Origin of the sequence: Mycobacterium sp. EPa45, from assembly GCF_001021385.1 — a bacterium.
GTDB lineage: Bacteria > Actinomycetota > Actinomycetes > Mycobacteriales > Mycobacteriaceae > Mycobacterium.
Window position 1 is genome coordinate 4,283,878 of the sequence record NZ_CP011773.1, and the last position, 15,603, is coordinate 4,299,480.

Below are 15,603 nucleotides of genomic sequence, written 5' to 3' on the forward strand. Positions count from 1 at the left end.
GCCGGATCGACCTGAGCACGAGGGCGAGGCGAGACGAACTCCGTTGTCAGTGGAGTTCGTCTCGCTGCGTCTGCGCCCAAAACTCGTCGACTCGCGTGGCGATGTCGATATCCGTCGCCACCGCGACAAGCGCGCCCGCCACGATCGAGGCCGGGGCGCGATCCAACACCACCAGCCCGATCGCCGGGCTGGGCCCGTGCTTGACCATCGGCCGTGCGGTAAAGCCTTGCGGCACACTCAATTGCGGCAGCCACGCGGTGCTCGCGATGGTGGCCCGTCGCTTCGTCAGGTGTGCATACAACGCATCGACCGAATCCGCCTCCACCACTGGGCGATAGCGGACGCCCTCAACCGCCATGTTGGCGTCCAGGATTCGGCGGTTGCGCATCGTGGTCGTCAGCACGCAGAGCTCGAGCCCGGCTGCCTCGGCCCATGTCACGTCCGTCTTGGCCATCAAAGGATCGTCGGCGGACGCCACGAGGACGTACTGCTCCCGGTATAGCTCGACCGACCGCGTGCCGGGCGGCGCTTCGTCCAGATAGGTCAGTCCGGCGTCGATCTCGAAGTCGGCCAGTCGCCTGGCGATCTCCCGTGACGACAATGCCTCGATCCGCACCGAGGCCGCCGGGTTGCGGCGCAGGAATTCGGCGGTGATGTACGGGCTGGCCGGAACGGCGGTCGGGATCGCGCCGATGCGGGCGGTCACCGTCAGCCGCCCCTGGATCCGTTCGAGGTCGGCGAGCATCTCGTCGCGCTCGGCGATGATGCGCTGGGCCCAGGTCACCACCCGCTGCCCTTCTTCGGTGAAGCCCTCGAAGCGGCGGCCCCGTTGCACGATCACGATGCCCAGATCGCGCTCCAGCCTGCGGATTGCCACCGAGAGGGTCGGTTGGCTGATGTGGCAACGCGCCGCCGCGCGACCGAAGTGGCGCTCAGCGGCGAGCGCCAGCAGATAGTCCAATTGCTGCAGCAACACATCGCCGGCCATCGCTGTAGACGATAGACGTCGTCTATCACCGCATGTCAAATAGTGAATACGAACCTGCTGCATGAGGTGGGAGTCGCCGATCTCGAGGTTTAGATTGGAGTCATGACCCGTGCCAAAGACGTCGACGCGGACTACGACGAACGCGCCGTCGAGGTCACCGGCGCCAAGAACGAGGCCGCCGGAATGGAAGCAGTCGTCGTCACCATGCGGCGCGCGCTGGAGCAGATGGGACCCGCCCGCACCGTGGCGACCCTGGCGCGGATCAATCAGCGGCACGGCTTCGACTGCCCGGGCTGCGCGTGGCCGGAGGAACACGACAACCGCAAGCTCGCCGAGTTCTGCGAGAACGGCGCAAAGGCGGTCGCCGAGGAGGCCACGAAGCGCCGGGTCACCCCCGACTTCTTCGCCCGTCACTCGGTCGCCGAATTGGCCGACAAACCCGAGTACTGGCTGTCCCAGCAGGGCCGGCTCACCCACCCGATGGTCCTTCGGCCCGGTGAGCAGCACTACCGCCCGATCGGCTGGGACGACGCCTACCGGTTGATCGCCGAGCACCTGAACGGCCTGGCGTCCCCGGACGAGGCGGTGTTTTACACGTCCGGGCGCACCAGCAACGAGGCCGCGTTCCTCTATCAGCTGATGGTGCGCAGCTTCGGCACCAACAACCTGCCGGACTGCTCCAACATGTGCCACGAATCATCAGGCACCGCGCTGATCGATTCGATCGGCGTCGGCAAGGGTTCGGTGACCGTGGATGACATCGAGCACGCCGACGTCATCGTCATCGCCGGCCAGAATCCGGGCACCAACCATCCGCGGATGCTCTACGTGCTGGAGAAGGCGAAAGCCAACGGCGCCAAGATCATCGCGGTCAATCCACTGCCCGAAGCCGGCTTGATCCGGTTCAAGGACCCGCAGAAGGTGCACGGGGTGGTCGGCAACGGCGTGCCCATCGCCGACGAGTTCGTCCAGATCCGGCTGGGCGGCGACCTGGCCCTGTTCAAGGGGCTGGGTCGACTCCTGCTCGAGGCTGACGACCGGTCCCCCGGCAGCGTGATCGACCGCGACTTCATCGCCGCGCACTGCCACGGATTCGACGAGTACCTCGCCGAGACGCGCACGGTCGATCTCGGCACCGTCACCGAAGCCACGGGAATCGCCCTCCCGCAGTTGGACCGCGTGGCCGACATGCTGGCCGCCTCGCAGCGCACGGTCGTGTGCTGGGCCATGGGCATCACCCAGCACACCCATGCGGTGGCCACCATCGCTGAGATGACCAACCTGCTCTTGCTGCGGGGCATGATCGGAAAGCCCGGTGCCGGGGTATGTCCGGTGCGTGGGCATTCGAATGTTCAAGGCGACCGCACGATGGGGATCTGGGAGAAGGCGCCCGAGAGGTTCCTGGCTGCGCTCGACACCCGATTCGGCATCGTCAGTCCGCGACGGCACGGCTTCGACACCGTCGACGCGATCCGGGCGATGCGCGACGGACGTGCCTCGGTGTTCTTCGCCATGGGCGGCAACTTCGCGTCGGCCACCCCGGACACCGCGGTGACCGAGGCCGCGCTGAGCGCCTGCGCGCTGACGGTGCAGATCTCGACGAAGCTCAATCGCAGTCATGTGGTGCACGGCCGCACGGCGTTGATCCTGCCCACCCTGGGCCGCACCGACCGCGATCTCGTTGGTGGCCGCAAACAGGTTGTCTCGGTTGAGGATTCGATGTCGATGGTGCACCTCTCCCGTGGCAGCCTGACCCCGCCGAGCGACCAGGTCCGCAGCGAGGTCGCGATCGTCTGTCAGCTCGCCCGCACTGTGCTGGGCGCCGACCATCCCGTGCCGTGGGAAAGCCTCGCCGCCGATTACGACACGATCCGCGATGCGATCGCGGCCGTGGTGCCAGGCTGCGACGACTACAACACTCGGGTGCGCCAGCCGGACGGTTTCCAATTGCCCCATCCGCCACGGGATTCCCGAGAGTTCCCAACCGCCACGGGCAAAGCCAACTTCGCGGTGAACCCGATGCGCTGGGTGCCCGTGCCGCCGGGGCGGCTGGTGCTGCAGACACTGCGCAGCCACGACCAGTACAACACCACGATCTACGGTCTCGACGACCGCTACCGCGGGGTCAAGGGCGGCCGCCGCGTGGTGTTCGTCAACCCCGCCGACATCGAATCACTCGGACTGGCAGCCGGTGACCGCGTCGATCTTGTCTCGGAGTTCACCGACGGGCACGGCCAGCTGCAGGAGCGCCGGGCCAAGGATTTCATGGTGGTGCCCTACTCCACCCCGATCGGCAACGCGGCTGCCTACTACCCCGAGACCAATCCTCTGGTGGCACTGGATCATGTTGCCGCTCGGTCGAACACACCGGTGTCGAAGGCTGTCGTGATCCGCCTCGAGCCCGGTGGCCAAGAGCTGGAAGGTGGGACGGCATGGGGCGGGTGACGTCGCGGCGGCGGGCCAGTCATGTGTTCGACGGCACCGCCACCGAGCGTCCGGAAACCCTGGTGGTCGAGGAGCCGCTGGAGATCCGGGTGAACGGCACCCCGCTGACGGTCACCATGCGCACTCCGGGATCGGATGTCGAGCTGGCGCAGGGCTTTTTGCTGACCGAAGGAGTCATCACCCACCGCGACGACCTGCTGACCGTCCGCTACTGCCGCGGCGCCGAGGGCAACGACGGCCTCAACACCTACAACGTCCTCGACGTCTCGTTGCGCCCCGGCGTACCGATGCCCGACGTCGACGTCACCCGAAACTTCTACACCACCTCGTCGTGCGGAGTGTGCGGCAAGGCCTCGATCGACGCGGTGCGGCTGACCAGCCGGCATTCCCCCGGCGACGACCCGTCGACCGTCGACACCGCAGTGCTGACCGCGATGCCCAACCAACTGCGATCAGCGCAAAAGGTTTTCGCCAGCACGGGCGGACTCCACGGCGCAGCGCTGTTCACCACCGACGGCGCCCTGCTCGCCGTGCGCGAGGACGTTGGCCGACACAATGCCGTCGACAAGGTGATCGGCTGGGCGCTGGAAGCCGGTCACATCCCGCTCACCGGCACCGTCCTACTCATCAGCGGCCGTGCGTCCTTCGAACTCACGCAAAAGGCCGTGATGGCCGGCATCCCGGTGCTGGCGGCGGTGTCCGCTCCGTCCTCACTGGCCGTCGACCTGGCCACCCAGTCAGGGCTGACGCTGGTGGCGTTCCTGCGCGGGGAATCGATGAACGTCTACAGCCGCGCCGACCGCATCCAATACTGAACAGGTAACGGGAAGTCGGTAATCGGCGCGGAACGTCATCAGTCGAGATCGGTGTGGTGGGCGGTCCGACCGGTGTCCTCGACTATGCCGCAACACGTTTGGCTACCACCCCCACCAGACCGCGTCCGCCCAGAGGGACGGCGTCGCGGAGAACGCCCTTCTGCACGCCGAGATGGTCGCCGAACGCCGCACGGCGCTCGCGAGTTGAGCCTAATCTTGTGCGTGGAGTCTACGAGAGGTGATGTCGTGGATGGGATCGCTGACATGGGCGGCACCGAAGGGTGGGGCCCGACACATCCGCCAACCGTCGACGAGCCGGTGTTCCCGGAACCCTGGCACGGCCGTGCGTTCGCGCTGGCATTGCTGGCGGCGCGGCTGGCGGGCTGGAACCTCGACGCGTTCCGGCACGCACTCGAGCGACTAAGCCGCACTGCCTATCTCGATGACGGTTACTTCGGACGCTGGCTAAACGCGGCCGAGCTCATTCTCACGGAGAGCTCGATCCTGGCGCCGGCGGCCATCGACGTGCGCGCTCGCAACCTACTCGGCGAACACATCATTGAACCGCCGATCCCGGTACCGGTGCGGCCCGACTACATGCCGACCGCCGCGGGATCTTTGCGCACCGTCGATTCGGCGCCGGCTTACGCCGTCGGTGAGCACGTGCGGGTCAAGGCCGAGTCGTCGCCGGGACACACCCGATTGCCGAGGTACGTGCGCGGCCACACCGGTGTGGTCAGCCTCGTCCAACCCGCCTCCGTTCTGCCCGACACCAACGCCGAGTTCCTGGGTGAGAATCCGCAATACGTGTACACGGTCGCGTTCGACTCACGCGAACTGTGGGGTTCCGAGGCCGAACCGTTCACCCTCACCATCGAAATGTTCGAAAGTTATCTCGGGAAAGCCCATGACGATGACCGGATCCGCTGACCGCCTTGCCCCGTCGCTTCGCACCGAGGCGCTCGAACAGTTGCTCACCGAACGGGGTCTCGTCGACCCCAGAGCGCTGGACGCCATCATCACCAACTACGAAACCAACGTCGGCCCGCTCAACGGGGCCCGGGTCGTCGCCAAGGCATGGCAGGACCCGGAATACCGGCGGTGGCTGCTCGACGACGGCACGGCCGCGATCGGGCAATTCGGCTACCTTGGCGCACAGACCGAACACGTTGTGGTGGTGGAGAACACCGCGACCAGCCACCATGTCGTGGTGTGCACGCTGTGCTCGTGCTACCCGTGGCAACTGCTGGGCCTGCCGCCTAGTTGGTATAAGGATCCGGCCTACCGTGCCCGCATCGTGCGAGAGCCGCGACGAGTCCTCTCCGAGATGGGACTCGACCTGGCCGACGACGTCGAGATCACCGTGCACGACTCCAGCAGCGAAGTCCGGTGGCTGGTGCTGCCGGAGCGTCCGGCAGGCACGGAAGGGTTGACCGAGGAGGAACTCGTACCGCTGATCACCCGCGACGCGATGGTCGGTGTGGCCAAGGTCGGCGCGCCGTGAGCGTGCCCGTGGACATCGACGGTCCTGCCGCCCCGCCGCGTGTCAACGGCGAACTGGTGTTCGCCGAGCCGTGGGAGAGCCGGGCCTTCGCCATGGCAGTCGCACTGTGCGAGGCAGGCGAACTCACCTGGAATGAGTTCCAGGCGAAGCTGATCGCCCGAATCGCCGACCACGACGAGAGTTCCTCGGACTGGTGCTACTACAGCCACTGGCTCGGCGCGCTGACCGATGTGCTCGCCAGCCAGGGGACACTACCCGAGCACGCCGTCACCGCGCGCGCCGAGGAATTGGCGCAGCGGCCGCCAGACCACGATCACGCACACCAATGACACCGCCCGCGCAGCCGATCCTGGTGACCGGAGCAACCGGCCGTGTCGGCGGGGTAGGCCGCCACGTCGCGAGCGAACTCATCAGTCGCGGCCTGCCCGTCAGAGCGTTCGTGCACCGAATCGATGATCGTTCAGAAGCTCTGCAGCGCATGGGAATCGAGGTCGTGGCCGGTGACTTCACCGACTACCCCAGCCTGCTGGCGGCACTGGAAAATGTACAGGCCGCCTACTTCAGCTACCCGGTGGGTGCCGGATTGACCGAAGCCGCAGGGTTTTTCGCTGCCGCCGGTCGCGAATGCGGCCTGCATCGGGTGGTCGATCTGTCGCTGGACGCTGCCTTTCCGGAGAGCCCGAGCCCACAGGGCCGCGCCGAGTGGGTCGCCGAACAGATCTTCGAGTGGGCCGGTTACGGGGGCGCCCATCTGCGAGTCGCCGCGTTCTTCATGGAGAACTTGCTGACGCTCTACGCCCGCCAGATCCGCGAGCGCGGCGAGATCCGCAATTCCTTCGGTGACTTCGCACCGTCTTGGATCGCCGCGTCAGACGTTGGCGCAGTGGGTGCGGCGTTGCTGGCCGACCCTGCCTCGATTACCGACCGAACGACCGTCGTCGGGGCGGCCGAACGGGCAGACCACGCCACCGTCGCCGCGATCATCAGCGAAGCCACCGGCCACCCGGTGCGTTACCACGCACTCACCCGGGACGAGTGGCGCGATGAGTTGGTCGCGAGCGCTGCCGCTGCGGGCCGTACCGATACGACGGTCGCCGCGCACCAGTCGGCGCAAAGCGCAGCCCTACGCGAACACAACACCCATCTCGTGACCGACGACATCGTGCGGCTGACCGGTCGCCCCGCCGTCACCCTCAGAGAGTTCCTCGCGAGCAATCGGGATGCGTTTCTCCCGGACCGGGCCACCGCACCCTGACCTAGGGCGTGCTCTCCCAGTGCTTCACCAGTGGGGTACCTGCGAACTTCTCCCGCAACACTCGCGCGACGAACAGCAGCGCGCTGCGCGGTCGGTGATTGACCGTGATGTGGTGCGTCTGGCCCGCGGCGTTGAACGTCACGACGACGTTGACCGCGACCGGCACGCCGCGCACCTCGGTGGTGTAAATCTCCAGGAAGCCTTCGTTGTCACCGAACGGTCCGGCATAACTGAACTGCTGATTGTCGTAGAGCTCCTTGGCCGTGACCACAATCGAGCGGACATCGGCCGCGCCGTGCGCGGTGCCGTCCATCGCCGCGGCTTCCAGGGTGACGTCCTCGGCCAGATTGTCCAGCCACCGCGGGTAGTACGGCTGGCCCATATAGGTCATGCCCTACCTCCCGTCTGCAGGAGATCAGGAAACCGCTAGGCGGATTTGTCGCGACGCTCGGGACGCGCGGGCTTGCGCGGCACGATCGTCGGCAGGACGTTGTCCTGGACGGTCTCCTTGGTCACGACGACCTTGGCGACGTCGTCGCGGCTGGGGATGTCGTACATCACCGGCAGCAGGACTTCTTCCATGATCGCGCGCAGGCCGCGGGCGCCGGTGCCGCGGTGGATCGCCTGATCGGCGATCGCTTCGAGGGCATCCTCGTCGAACTCCAGCTCGACGCCGTCCATCTCGAACAAGCGGGTGTACTGCTTGACCAGGGCGTTCTTCGGCTGGGAGAGAATCTGCACCAGCGATTCCTTGTCCAGGTTGGTCACCGAGGCCACGACGGGCAGACGACCGATGAACTCCGGGATCAGACCGAACTTGATCAGGTCTTCGGGCATCACTTCGGCGAAGTGGTCCTGGGTGTCGATCTCGGCCTTGGACTTCACCTCGGCACCGAAGCCCAGGCCGCGCTTGCCGACCCGGTCGGAGACGATCTTCTCCAGCCCGGCGAACGCACCAGCGACGATGAACAGCACGTTGGTGGTGTCGATCTGGATGAACTCCTGATGCGGGTGCTTGCGGCCGCCCTGCGGCGGAACCGACGCCTGCGTGCCTTCGAGAATCTTCAGCAGCGCCTGTTGCACACCCTCGCCGGAGACGTCGCGCGTGATCGACGGGTTCTCGCTCTTTCGGGCGATCTTGTCGACCTCGTCGATGTAGATGATGCCGGTCTCGGCGCGCTTGACGTCATAGTCGGCGGCCTGGATCAACTTGAGCAGAATGTTCTCGACGTCCTCACCGACATACCCGGCTTCGGTCAGCGCGGTGGCGTCGGCGATCGCGAACGGCACGTTGAGCATCTTGGCGAGCGTCTGCGCGAGGTAGGTCTTGCCGCAGCCGGTCGGACCGAGCATCAGGATGTTCGACTTGGCCAGCTCCACCGGCTCCGAGCGGGAGTCGCGGTGCTTCTCGCCGGCCTGGATGCGCTTGTAGTGGTTGTAGACCGCAACGGCCAGCGTGCGCTTGGCGGTGTCCTGGCCGATGACGTAGCTCTCCAGGAACTCGCGGATCTCGGCCGGCTTGGGCAGTTCATCGAGTTTGACGTCGTCGGCGTCGGCCAACTCCTCTTCGATGATCTCGTTGCAGAGGTCGATGCACTCGTCGCAGATGTAGACGCCCGGACCCGCTATGAGCTTCTTCACCTGCTTCTGACTCTTACCGCAGAACGAGCACTTCAGCAGGTCACCGCCGTCTCCGATACGCGCCATGGTGGTGGGGTCCTACTTTCCTTCGCCGGGTCTTCGATCGTTGCTATCAAGTCTGCGTTGGGCTCAGCCCCGACGCTACCCGCTTGCTCTGCCACGGTGCGACAGATAAAGCCGAATCGCGTCGGTGGTATTCGTGCGTGTGGTGAACATATCCCCTGACGCGGTTCTCGTCCCCTCGGAACGCGCCGCTGTGTTTTGGCGTGTCGCCGCCGTTACCGAACTGAGAGGCGGTGAGCTGCGGCGACCGTGGAGTTGCGTCGTGGTGTTCGCCGTTCTCCACGATACCGTCCCCTTTGACGACGCCGTCCGGCCACTGAGCTGGACGCGGGGCGCACGGCCGCCCGACGACCTCTGATCGGCCCGGTTGCTGATCGCTGTCCCGCAATTTCGCCGAGCGCGGATTCGCACGCAGCGAAGGTCCAACGATGGCCGGCCCGGCGATGGCCCCTTCGACGCGAACGCCGCGACCCAATGGGCCGCGGCGGGCGCGAACAACGTCGGCGGGCTATCAGGCGTTCTGAGCCGAAAGCTTCCGGTACTCCAGAACCGTGTCGATGATCCCGTATTCCTTGGCGTCGGCCGCGGTCAGGATCTTGTCGCGGTCGGTGTCCTTGCGGATCACGGCCGGGTCCTTGCCCGTGTGCCGGGCCAGCGTGGTCTCCATCAGGGTTCGCATGCGCTCGATCTCGGCGGCCTGGATTTCCAGATCGGAGAACTGGCCCTGGATGACGCCACCCAGCGACGGCTGGTGGATCAGCACGCGGGCGTTGGGCAGCGCCAGGCGCTTGCCGGGAGTTCCCGCGGCCAGCAGCACCGCGGCGGCCGAGGCGGCCTGGCCCAGGCACACGGTCTGGATGTCGGCACGCACGTACTGCATGGTGTCGTAGATCGCCATCAGCGAGGTGAACGAGCCACCGGGCGAGTTGATGTACATGGTGATGTCGCGGTCGGGATCCAGCGACTCCAGCACCAGCAGCTGGGCCATGATGTCGTTGGCCGAGGCGTCGTCCACCTGGACACCGAGGAAGATGATGCGTTCCTCGAACAGCTTGTTGTAGGGGTTGGATTCCTTGACGCCCCAGCTCGAGTGCTCGACGAACGACGGCAGGATGTAACGGCCCTGCGGTGCGAGCCGCGCATCGGTGTAATCAGGCATTGGTGGCTCCGTTGAAGTTCGCGTGGGTGATGATGTGGTCGACGAAGCCGTACTCCAGCGCTTCCTGAGCAGTGAACCAGCGGTCGCGGTCGGAGTCGGCCTCGATGCGTTCGATCGGCTGGCCGGTGAACTCGGCGTTGAGCCGGAACATCTCCCTCTTGATGAGCGCGAACTGCTCGGCCTGAATAGCGATGTCGGCCGCGCCACCGGTGATACCGCCAAGCGGCTGGTGCATCAGGATGCGGGCGTGCGGCAGCGCATAGCGCTTGCCCTTGGTCCCGGCTGCGAGCAGGAACTCGCCCATCGACGCGGCCATGCCCATCGCGTAGGTGGCGACGTCACACGGCGCGAGGACCATGGTGTCGTAGATCGCCATGCCGGCGCTGATCGAGCCACCGGGGGAATTGATGTAGAGGTTGATGTCCTTGGTGGGGTCCTCGGCGGCCAGCAGAAGGATTTGCGCGCACAGCCGATTGGCGATGTCGTCATCGACCTGGGAGCCCAGGAAGATGATGCGCTCGGCGAGCAACCGCTCATACACCGAGTCAGTGAGGTTCAGCCCTGGTGCGCTCGAACGCATATGAGTCACGACTTGATACCTGCTTTCTACGGACTTCGTTCTACCCGACCCTAACGAACCCACAGCGGAGCGCACTCCCGGGAGAGTGCGCTTTCGCTGTCGGCGTTATTCGGACTTCTCGGCTTCCTGCTCAACGGCCTCAGCGATCTCGGCGACCTCGTCGACGTCGACGTCGTCGGCGTCCTCGATCACCTCGTCGTCCTCGGCTCCCGCCGGCGGGCCGAAGAACTCCGCGGTGTCGACGACGTTGCCCTCGCTGTCGGTGACGGTGGCCGCTTCGACCACCGCTGCCACGGTCAGGCCGCGGCGCACGTCGGCGAACATCGCCGGCAGCTGATTGTTCTGCTGCAGGATCTGCAGCAGCTGCGCCGGCTCGATGCCGTACTGCCGCGACATCAGCACCAGGCGCTCGGTCAGGTCGTTCTGCCCGACCTGGATGTCGAGGTCGTCGGCGATGGCGTCCATCAGCAGCTGCGTCTTGACGGCCTTCTCGGCGGCCTCGCGGGTCTCGGCGTCGAACTTCTCACGCGAGCTGCCCTCGGCTTCGAGCGTCTCGGCGAACTTGTCCTCGTCATGGTCCAGGCCGTGGATGGCGTTGTGCACGGTCTGGTCGACCTGCGCCTGCACGATCGCCTCGGGCAACGGCACCTCGGTCTTCTCCAGCAGCAGCTCGAGGGCGTTGTCGCGGATCTTCTCGGCCTGGTGGATGCGCTTGACCCGCTTCACCTGCTCGACGAGGTTTTCCTTCAGCTCCTCGATGGTGTCGAATTCGCTTGCCAGCTGGGCGAATTCGTCATCGGCCTCGGGAAGCTCGCGCTCCTTGATCGACTTGACGGTGACGGTGACCTCAGCCTCCTCACCGGCGTGCTCACCGGCGGCGAGCTTGGTGGTGAACACCTTCGACTCACCCTCGGACAGGCCGACGATGGCGTCGTCGAGGCCCTCGATGAGCTGACCGGAACCCACCTCGTGCGAGAGGCCTTCGGTGGCGGCATCGGGAAGCTCTTCGCCGTTCACGGTGGCCGACAGGTCGATGGAGACGAAGTCGCCGGTCTGGGCGGGACGCTCGACGCCCTTGAGGGTGCCGAAGCGAGCGCGCAGCGACTCCAGCTCGGCGTCGACCTCGTCGTCGTTGATCTCGATCGCGTCGACCTCGATCTTGAGCGCGCTCAAGTCGGGCAGCTCGATCTCCGGCCGGACGTCGACCTCGGCGGTGAAGACCAGCTCCTCGCCGTCCTCGATCTTGGTGACCTCGATCTCGGGCTGACCCAGGGGCGTCACCTCGGTGGCGGTGACGGCCTCGCTGTAGCGGGTGGGCAGCGCGTCGTTGACGACCTGCTGAAGGACCGCGCCACGGCCGATGCGGGCCTCGAGCAGCTTGGCCGGGGCCTTGCCGGGACGGAAACCGGGCAGCCGAACCTGCTTGGCGAGCTCCTTGTAGGCCCGGTCGAAGTCCGGCTGCAATTCCGTGAAGGGCACCTCCACGTTGATGCGAACCCGGGTCGGGCTCAACTTCTCGACGGTGCTCTTCACTGCGGTACTCCTCGGTTCAGTCTTCTTCTCGTGGGACATTGTTCGGGCGTGTCGGGGTGACAGGATTTGAACCTGCGGCCTTCCGCTCCCAAAGCGGATGCGCTACCAAGCTGCGCTACACCCCGGTGCTGTATTTCTCGCGTCCGAATCCTACGGCCCAATGCCTGCTCAGCGGCAATCGACCTCGGCGACGCGCTTCCAGGTGGGCCGATTCGGATTTGATCACGTCGACCGGTACATTTGGGCACGCGCATGCACGCGGGCGTAGCTCAATGGTAGAGCCTCAGTCTTCCAAACTGATTACGCGGGTTCGATTCCCGTCGCCCGCTCGGAAAAGCCGCTCTAACCGGGCGGCTCTTGCTGTTCGATCCACCGCCGGCCCGCCTTCGCTGCCCGGGCCAGCGCGCCGCATTCGCCCAGGTACGAGGCCACGACGCCGACGGCCGGCAGCATCGCCACATACCGGAACAGCGCGCGCGGGTGCGGCCGCTTTTCAAGTTCGTCGCCGACGGCGTCAAGCACACCGACGAGCTTCCACACCGCCGAGGCGATGCCCTGCGGGGTGAACGGGATGTGCGGCGGAGAATCGCCGGGGTCGTGAACCACCACCGACAGATCCCGACCGCACAACACCGCCGCAAGCATCCGGGCCTGCCGCCGGTGATCGGTGACGCCGAGTTCGCGCGCCACGGCGCAGAGCACGATCGCTTGGTTGGCGAACCCGAGGAGATCCTGGATCGGCAACCGCCGTCCGATAACACCGAGCACACCGGGTGCCGCCACCACGACGGTGTTCAGCGCGCCAACCCGCCAGACCCACCAGCTGATCCGGTCGTCGGTGCTCATGTCATCCCACGCGAGGGTGCCCGGGATGTCGACGGCGTTGAGGACGCGGGAGACGGCGGTCGGCGGGTCTTGCCGCTTGAGTCCGAGCGGATCCGTTCCCCACAGGACGTCGAGCAACGGATTGATGACCGTGACCGCCCGACCCAGCGCGTCTTCGACGTCGGAGTCGGCGATCGTCACGTCGGGCGTCGGAAGCAGTTTCACGGTTCCATGATGTCCAGATCGGCGGGTGCCCAAACTGCACTGACGAACGCGCAAATAATGTTCGAGAAATCAAATCCGCTCGGATGCAGAGCTGTCATGATCAATTCGCCCGATCGCCTGGCCGCCGACCAAAGGTAATGATGCGCCGAGGAATCCACAGCACGGCTGTTCGTCCTTTCACCGCCGCGGCGGTGGCCGGCATTCTCACTCTCGGGCTTGTGACGGCGCCACCGGATGCCACGCTCCCCCGCACCGAGGCGCATGCGGTGCAGCTCGTCGCGGTCACTTCGGTCGATAACCCCGCGACCGCGCGCCCGACGTCGGTGCCCCGGCCCGCCGCGAGCCAAACCGCCAACGACACTTCCGCACCGCCGGACTTCCTCGCGTTCGCGGCGTCGATCCTGGAATATCTGAACAGCCTCGGGCTGGGCGCAGGCCCAGGTCTTGCGGCAATCGGGCTCAGCGGCCTCGTGGTGGCGTTCGCCGCGACCGCCTACGCCTGGAACGGCTTCGCCGACACCGTGAATCCGGGCCTGAGGTTCCTGCACATCCCACCGGTGCCGAAGTTCCCCGTCTGCTTTGCCGGCCAGACCTGCAGCAGCTCCGGCTCGGCGCAGGCGCAGGCGCAGATCAAGGCGGCCAGCCGTGGGGTGGCGACAGTCAACCGCCCCACGGGGAGCACCCGACGTTCGACGGCGGCGAGTGGCCGGGCGACCGCCAGCGCCACCGCGGCGAAGATCACCGGCGCCAGGAAGTCGACGCCGTCTGCCGGGGCGGGCAAGGGCGGCAGCAAGCGAGTCAAGAGCGCAGCCGCGCCCTGAGTGGGTCAGCCCGTCGGTGGCGGATCGATCGGTGTCAGGGAAATCGGCACCGAGTGGGTGCCCGGGCCCTCGCCCGGGCAGCCCGCTCCCCTGATGACGAGGGTGCGCTCGCCGGAGAAGCCACCGCCGGGCTTCGGAACCCAGTAATCCGAGCGTTGTGCAATTACAACGCTGTTGGGATCGTTGCGGTCGCAGAAGTACGGATACTCACCGCTGGTTTCCCATCGGTCACCGGTCCAGCGGTAGTCGTATGCCATGGGCGCGCCCGGATTCCGGGCATGGTCGTCCGTGTTGTCCAGGGTCGCGACACACCCGTCGGCACCGCAGTGCGTGGTGAACGGCACGGGCACCGTGATCGGACTCATCGGCGTCGGCGCGCCATTGAACGTCTGCTTGGAGAAGTCGATCAGCAGGTTGTAGTAGCCGTAAATCGGCTGTGGCTCAACACGATCCGCGTGGGCAACCGGCACGATCGGCATCGCACCGGTCAAGACGCCGACGAGACCTAGTTTTATTGTCGTCATATCGGCCATGTGGCGATGGTAGAGCCGGCCGAGCCGCCGCCAGGTGCTTCTCCGCAACCTGCTTCATCCCCGGACTACGGGGCGCCGCTGCCCGCCTTGCCGTTGTGCGTGCCGGGAGTGTTTCCGACGCCGATGCCGCCGATCCCGGCAGCGCCTGTTCCGCCACCGGGCCCGCTGCGGCCGGCATTGCCACCATCGCCGCCGATGCCTGTGCCAGGTGTGGCCACACCGTTGCCACCACCTCCACCGGCGCCACCGGTCTGGCGAATACCGTGGCTATCGCCGCCATTGCCACCGTGGCCGCCGGTCGCGGTGCTCGTCTGGACGTTGCTGTTCGCCGCACCACCGGTGCCACCGTGGCCCCCGGTGCCCACGACCGATCCGCCTTCTCCTCCGGTGCCGCCGTCACCGCCGAAGGCATTGCCCTTGCTCGAGCCGATTCCGCCGTCGCCTCCGTTGCCGCCGTCGCCCACGACGCCGCCACGGCCTCCGTCACCTCCGACACCCGCTCGGGCCGTTCCGGTTCCCGCATTGCCCTTTCCGCCTTGGCCACCATCACCGCCGCGACCGAACACACCGGCATCTCCACCGTGTCCGCCACGCCCCCCGACGGTGCCACCGGTGTCGGGGTTTTGGCCGGTGCCGCCGTCGCCCCCCTTGCCGCCGTTGCCGACGAGTAGGCCGCCGTTGCCACCCTTGCCGCCGTCGCGACCGAACGCCGCGACGCCCCCCGTCGCGGTCAAGTCGCCGCCGCGGCCGCCGTCACCGCCGTTGCCGAATAGCCCGGCGCTGCCGCCGTTGCCGGCCCTCCCGTTGTTGACCGTGATGATCCCGTCGCCGCCGCGGCCGCCGTTGCCGAACAGCATGCCGCCGCGCCCACCGTCCTGGCCGGGGCCACCGTCGAAACCGTTGCCGATCAACAGCCCGGCGTCCGGATGCGCCGCCGTGCCGTTACTGATGTACACGGCGACGAACGCACGGAGTTGGTCAGCGACCGCCTCGGGGGTCGGAAGAGCCGGCACCGCGGCCGCCTGCCGATGGCCACCGGTGTCCACAACGCTCACTCGGGGGTGCACGACGACCACGGGCCTAGGCGCGGACCCTATGATCCGGGGCGCGCTCGATGCAAAGGAGCGAACTGCTTCGTTGCGCCGAACGAGCATGTCGGTTTCCAAATCGCCACTAGCAGTGGCAATTTCGTGACCAGCAGCGATCAGCCTGTTCG

16 protein-coding genes and 2 tRNA genes are annotated in these 15,603 nt (G+C 66.6%); 8 read left to right on the plus strand and 10 right to left on the minus strand.

Annotation, left to right across the window (positions count from 1 at the left end; genetic code table 11):
• Positions 1 to 46: 46 nt before the first annotated feature.
• On the minus strand, positions 47 to 988 hold the full coding sequence (locus AB431_RS20460; RefSeq protein ID WP_047331473.1) for a LysR family transcriptional regulator: 942 nt from the start codon (positions 986 to 988) through the stop codon (positions 47 to 49).
• 102 nt (positions 989 to 1,090) lie between these two features.
• On the opposite strand from AB431_RS20460, the gene AB431_RS20465 reads away from it, so the two are divergent.
• The 6 genes from AB431_RS20465 (at position 1,091) to AB431_RS20490 (ending at position 7,007) form a co-directional block, all read left to right on the plus strand.
• Positions 1,091 to 3,433: an FdhF/YdeP family oxidoreductase gene (locus AB431_RS20465; protein ID WP_047331474.1), complete on the plus strand. Its 2,343-nt coding sequence runs from the start codon at positions 1,091 to 1,093 to the stop codon at positions 3,431 to 3,433.
• Positions 3,421 to 4,248, plus strand: a complete 828-nt coding sequence (gene fdhD, locus AB431_RS20470) for a formate dehydrogenase accessory sulfurtransferase FdhD (RefSeq protein WP_047331475.1) — start codon at positions 3,421 to 3,423, stop codon at positions 4,246 to 4,248. The genes AB431_RS20465 and fdhD overlap by 13 nt, the downstream gene beginning before the upstream one ends.
• Before the next feature lie 246 nt (positions 4,249 to 4,494).
• Positions 4,495 to 5,178 (plus strand): nitrile hydratase subunit beta, encoded by a 684-nt coding sequence (gene nthB, locus AB431_RS20475; protein ID WP_047331476.1) that lies wholly within the window; start codon positions 4,495 to 4,497, stop codon positions 5,176 to 5,178.
• Positions 5,156 to 5,752 carry a nitrile hydratase subunit alpha gene (gene nthA, locus AB431_RS20480; protein ID WP_047331477.1) on the plus strand — a complete coding sequence of 199 codons (597 nt, stop codon included), beginning with the start codon at positions 5,156 to 5,158 and terminating at the stop codon, positions 5,750 to 5,752. The genes nthB and nthA overlap by 23 nt, the downstream gene beginning before the upstream one ends.
• Positions 5,749 to 6,081: a nitrile hydratase accessory protein gene (locus tag AB431_RS20485; RefSeq protein WP_047331478.1), complete on the plus strand. Its 333-nt coding sequence runs from the start codon at positions 5,749 to 5,751 to the stop codon at positions 6,079 to 6,081. The genes nthA and AB431_RS20485 overlap by 4 nt, the downstream gene beginning before the upstream one ends.
• Complete coding sequence (locus AB431_RS20490; RefSeq protein WP_052960347.1) at positions 6,078 to 7,007, plus strand: NmrA family NAD(P)-binding protein; 930 nt, start codon at positions 6,078 to 6,080, stop codon at positions 7,005 to 7,007. Before AB431_RS20485 ends, AB431_RS20490 begins: the two co-directional genes overlap by 4 nt.
• Position 7,008: 1 nt before the next feature.
• Here AB431_RS20490 and AB431_RS20495 read toward each other — a convergent pair whose 3' ends face one another.
• The 6 genes from AB431_RS20495 to AB431_RS20520 all read right to left on the minus strand — a co-directional run bounded on the left by AB431_RS20495 (position 7,009) and on the right by AB431_RS20520 (position 12,108).
• Positions 7,009 to 7,398 (minus strand): hypothetical protein, encoded by a 390-nt coding sequence (locus AB431_RS20495; protein ID WP_144418319.1) that lies wholly within the window; start codon positions 7,396 to 7,398, stop codon positions 7,009 to 7,011.
• Between the two features lie 35 nt (positions 7,399 to 7,433).
• Positions 7,434 to 8,714 carry an ATP-dependent Clp protease ATP-binding subunit ClpX gene (gene clpX / locus AB431_RS20500; RefSeq protein WP_047331479.1) on the minus strand — a complete coding sequence of 427 codons (1,281 nt, stop codon included), beginning with the start codon at positions 8,712 to 8,714 and terminating at the stop codon, positions 7,434 to 7,436.
• Between the two features lie 508 nt (positions 8,715 to 9,222).
• Positions 9,223 to 9,870, minus strand: coding sequence for an ATP-dependent Clp protease proteolytic subunit (locus AB431_RS20505; protein ID WP_047331480.1), 648 nt, complete (start codon positions 9,868 to 9,870; stop codon positions 9,223 to 9,225).
• Positions 9,863 to 10,513 carry an ATP-dependent Clp protease proteolytic subunit gene (locus AB431_RS20510; RefSeq protein ID WP_255353553.1) on the minus strand — a complete coding sequence of 217 codons (651 nt, stop codon included), beginning with the start codon at positions 10,511 to 10,513 and terminating at the stop codon, positions 9,863 to 9,865. Before AB431_RS20510 ends, AB431_RS20505 begins: the two co-directional genes overlap by 8 nt.
• Positions 10,514 to 10,555: 42 nt before the next feature.
• On the minus strand, positions 10,556 to 11,983 hold the full coding sequence (tig, locus tag AB431_RS20515; RefSeq protein ID WP_047331482.1) for a trigger factor: 1,428 nt from the start codon (positions 11,981 to 11,983) through the stop codon (positions 10,556 to 10,558).
• A gap of 51 nt (positions 11,984 to 12,034) precedes the next feature.
• Positions 12,035 to 12,108 (minus strand) — tRNA-Pro (locus AB431_RS20520).
• A 133-nt stretch (positions 12,109 to 12,241) separates the two neighbouring features.
• Here AB431_RS20520 and AB431_RS20525 point away from each other — a divergent pair.
• Positions 12,242 to 12,312: transfer RNA gene (locus tag AB431_RS20525), tRNA-Gly, on the plus strand.
• Between the two features lie 13 nt (positions 12,313 to 12,325).
• Here the strand turns inward: AB431_RS20525 and AB431_RS20530 are convergent.
• A complete protein-coding gene (locus AB431_RS20530) occupies positions 12,326 to 13,033 on the minus strand; it encodes a hypothetical protein (protein WP_047331483.1) in 708 nt (235 codons plus the stop codon).
• A gap of 218 nt (positions 13,034 to 13,251) precedes the next feature.
• On the opposite strand from AB431_RS20530, the gene AB431_RS20535 reads away from it, so the two are divergent.
• A complete protein-coding gene (locus AB431_RS20535; RefSeq protein ID WP_144418320.1) occupies positions 13,252 to 13,854 on the plus strand; it encodes a hypothetical protein in 603 nt (200 codons plus the stop codon).
• Between the two features lie 5 nt (positions 13,855 to 13,859).
• Here the strand turns inward: AB431_RS20535 and AB431_RS20540 are convergent, their stop codons facing one another.
• Together AB431_RS20540 and AB431_RS31490 are read right to left on the minus strand one after the other, a co-directional pair.
• On the minus strand, positions 13,860 to 14,378 hold the full coding sequence (locus tag AB431_RS20540) for a hypothetical protein (protein WP_052960470.1): 519 nt from the start codon (positions 14,376 to 14,378) through the stop codon (positions 13,860 to 13,862).
• Positions 14,379 to 14,452: 74 nt separating this feature from the next.
• Positions 14,453 to 15,442: a PGRS repeat-containing protein gene (locus AB431_RS31490; RefSeq protein ID WP_158423550.1), complete on the minus strand. Its 990-nt coding sequence runs from the start codon at positions 15,440 to 15,442 to the stop codon at positions 14,453 to 14,455.
• Positions 15,443 to 15,603: the final 161 nt, after the last annotated feature.

What these genes read in the sequence shown, in the direction of transcription:
- AB431_RS20505 (WP_047331480.1), bottom strand. Translation starts at nt 9,870, where the DNA reads ATGCCTGATTACACCGATGCGCGGCTCGCACCGCAGGGCCGTTACATC.
- AB431_RS20495 (WP_144418319.1), bottom strand. Translation starts at nt 7,398, where the DNA reads ATGACCTATATGGGCCAGCCGTACTACCCGCGGTGGCTGGACAATCTG.
- AB431_RS20540 (WP_052960470.1), bottom strand. Translation starts at nt 14,378, where the DNA reads ATGACGACAATAAAACTAGGTCTCGTCGGCGTCTTGACCGGTGCGATG.
- AB431_RS20490 (WP_052960347.1), top strand. Translation starts at nt 6,078, where the DNA reads ATGACACCGCCCGCGCAGCCGATCCTGGTGACCGGAGCAACCGGCCGT.
- AB431_RS20460 (WP_047331473.1), bottom strand. Translation starts at nt 988, where the DNA reads ATGGCCGGCGATGTGTTGCTGCAGCAATTGGACTATCTGCTGGCGCTC.
- clpX (WP_047331479.1), bottom strand. Translation starts at nt 8,714, where the DNA reads ATGGCGCGTATCGGAGACGGCGGTGACCTGCTGAAGTGCTCGTTCTGC.
- fdhD (WP_047331475.1), top strand. Translation starts at nt 3,421, where the DNA reads ATGGGGCGGGTGACGTCGCGGCGGCGGGCCAGTCATGTGTTCGACGGC.
- nthA (WP_047331477.1), top strand. Translation starts at nt 5,156, where the DNA reads ATGACGATGACCGGATCCGCTGACCGCCTTGCCCCGTCGCTTCGCACC.
- AB431_RS20465 (WP_047331474.1), top strand. Translation starts at nt 1,091, where the DNA reads ATGACCCGTGCCAAAGACGTCGACGCGGACTACGACGAACGCGCCGTC.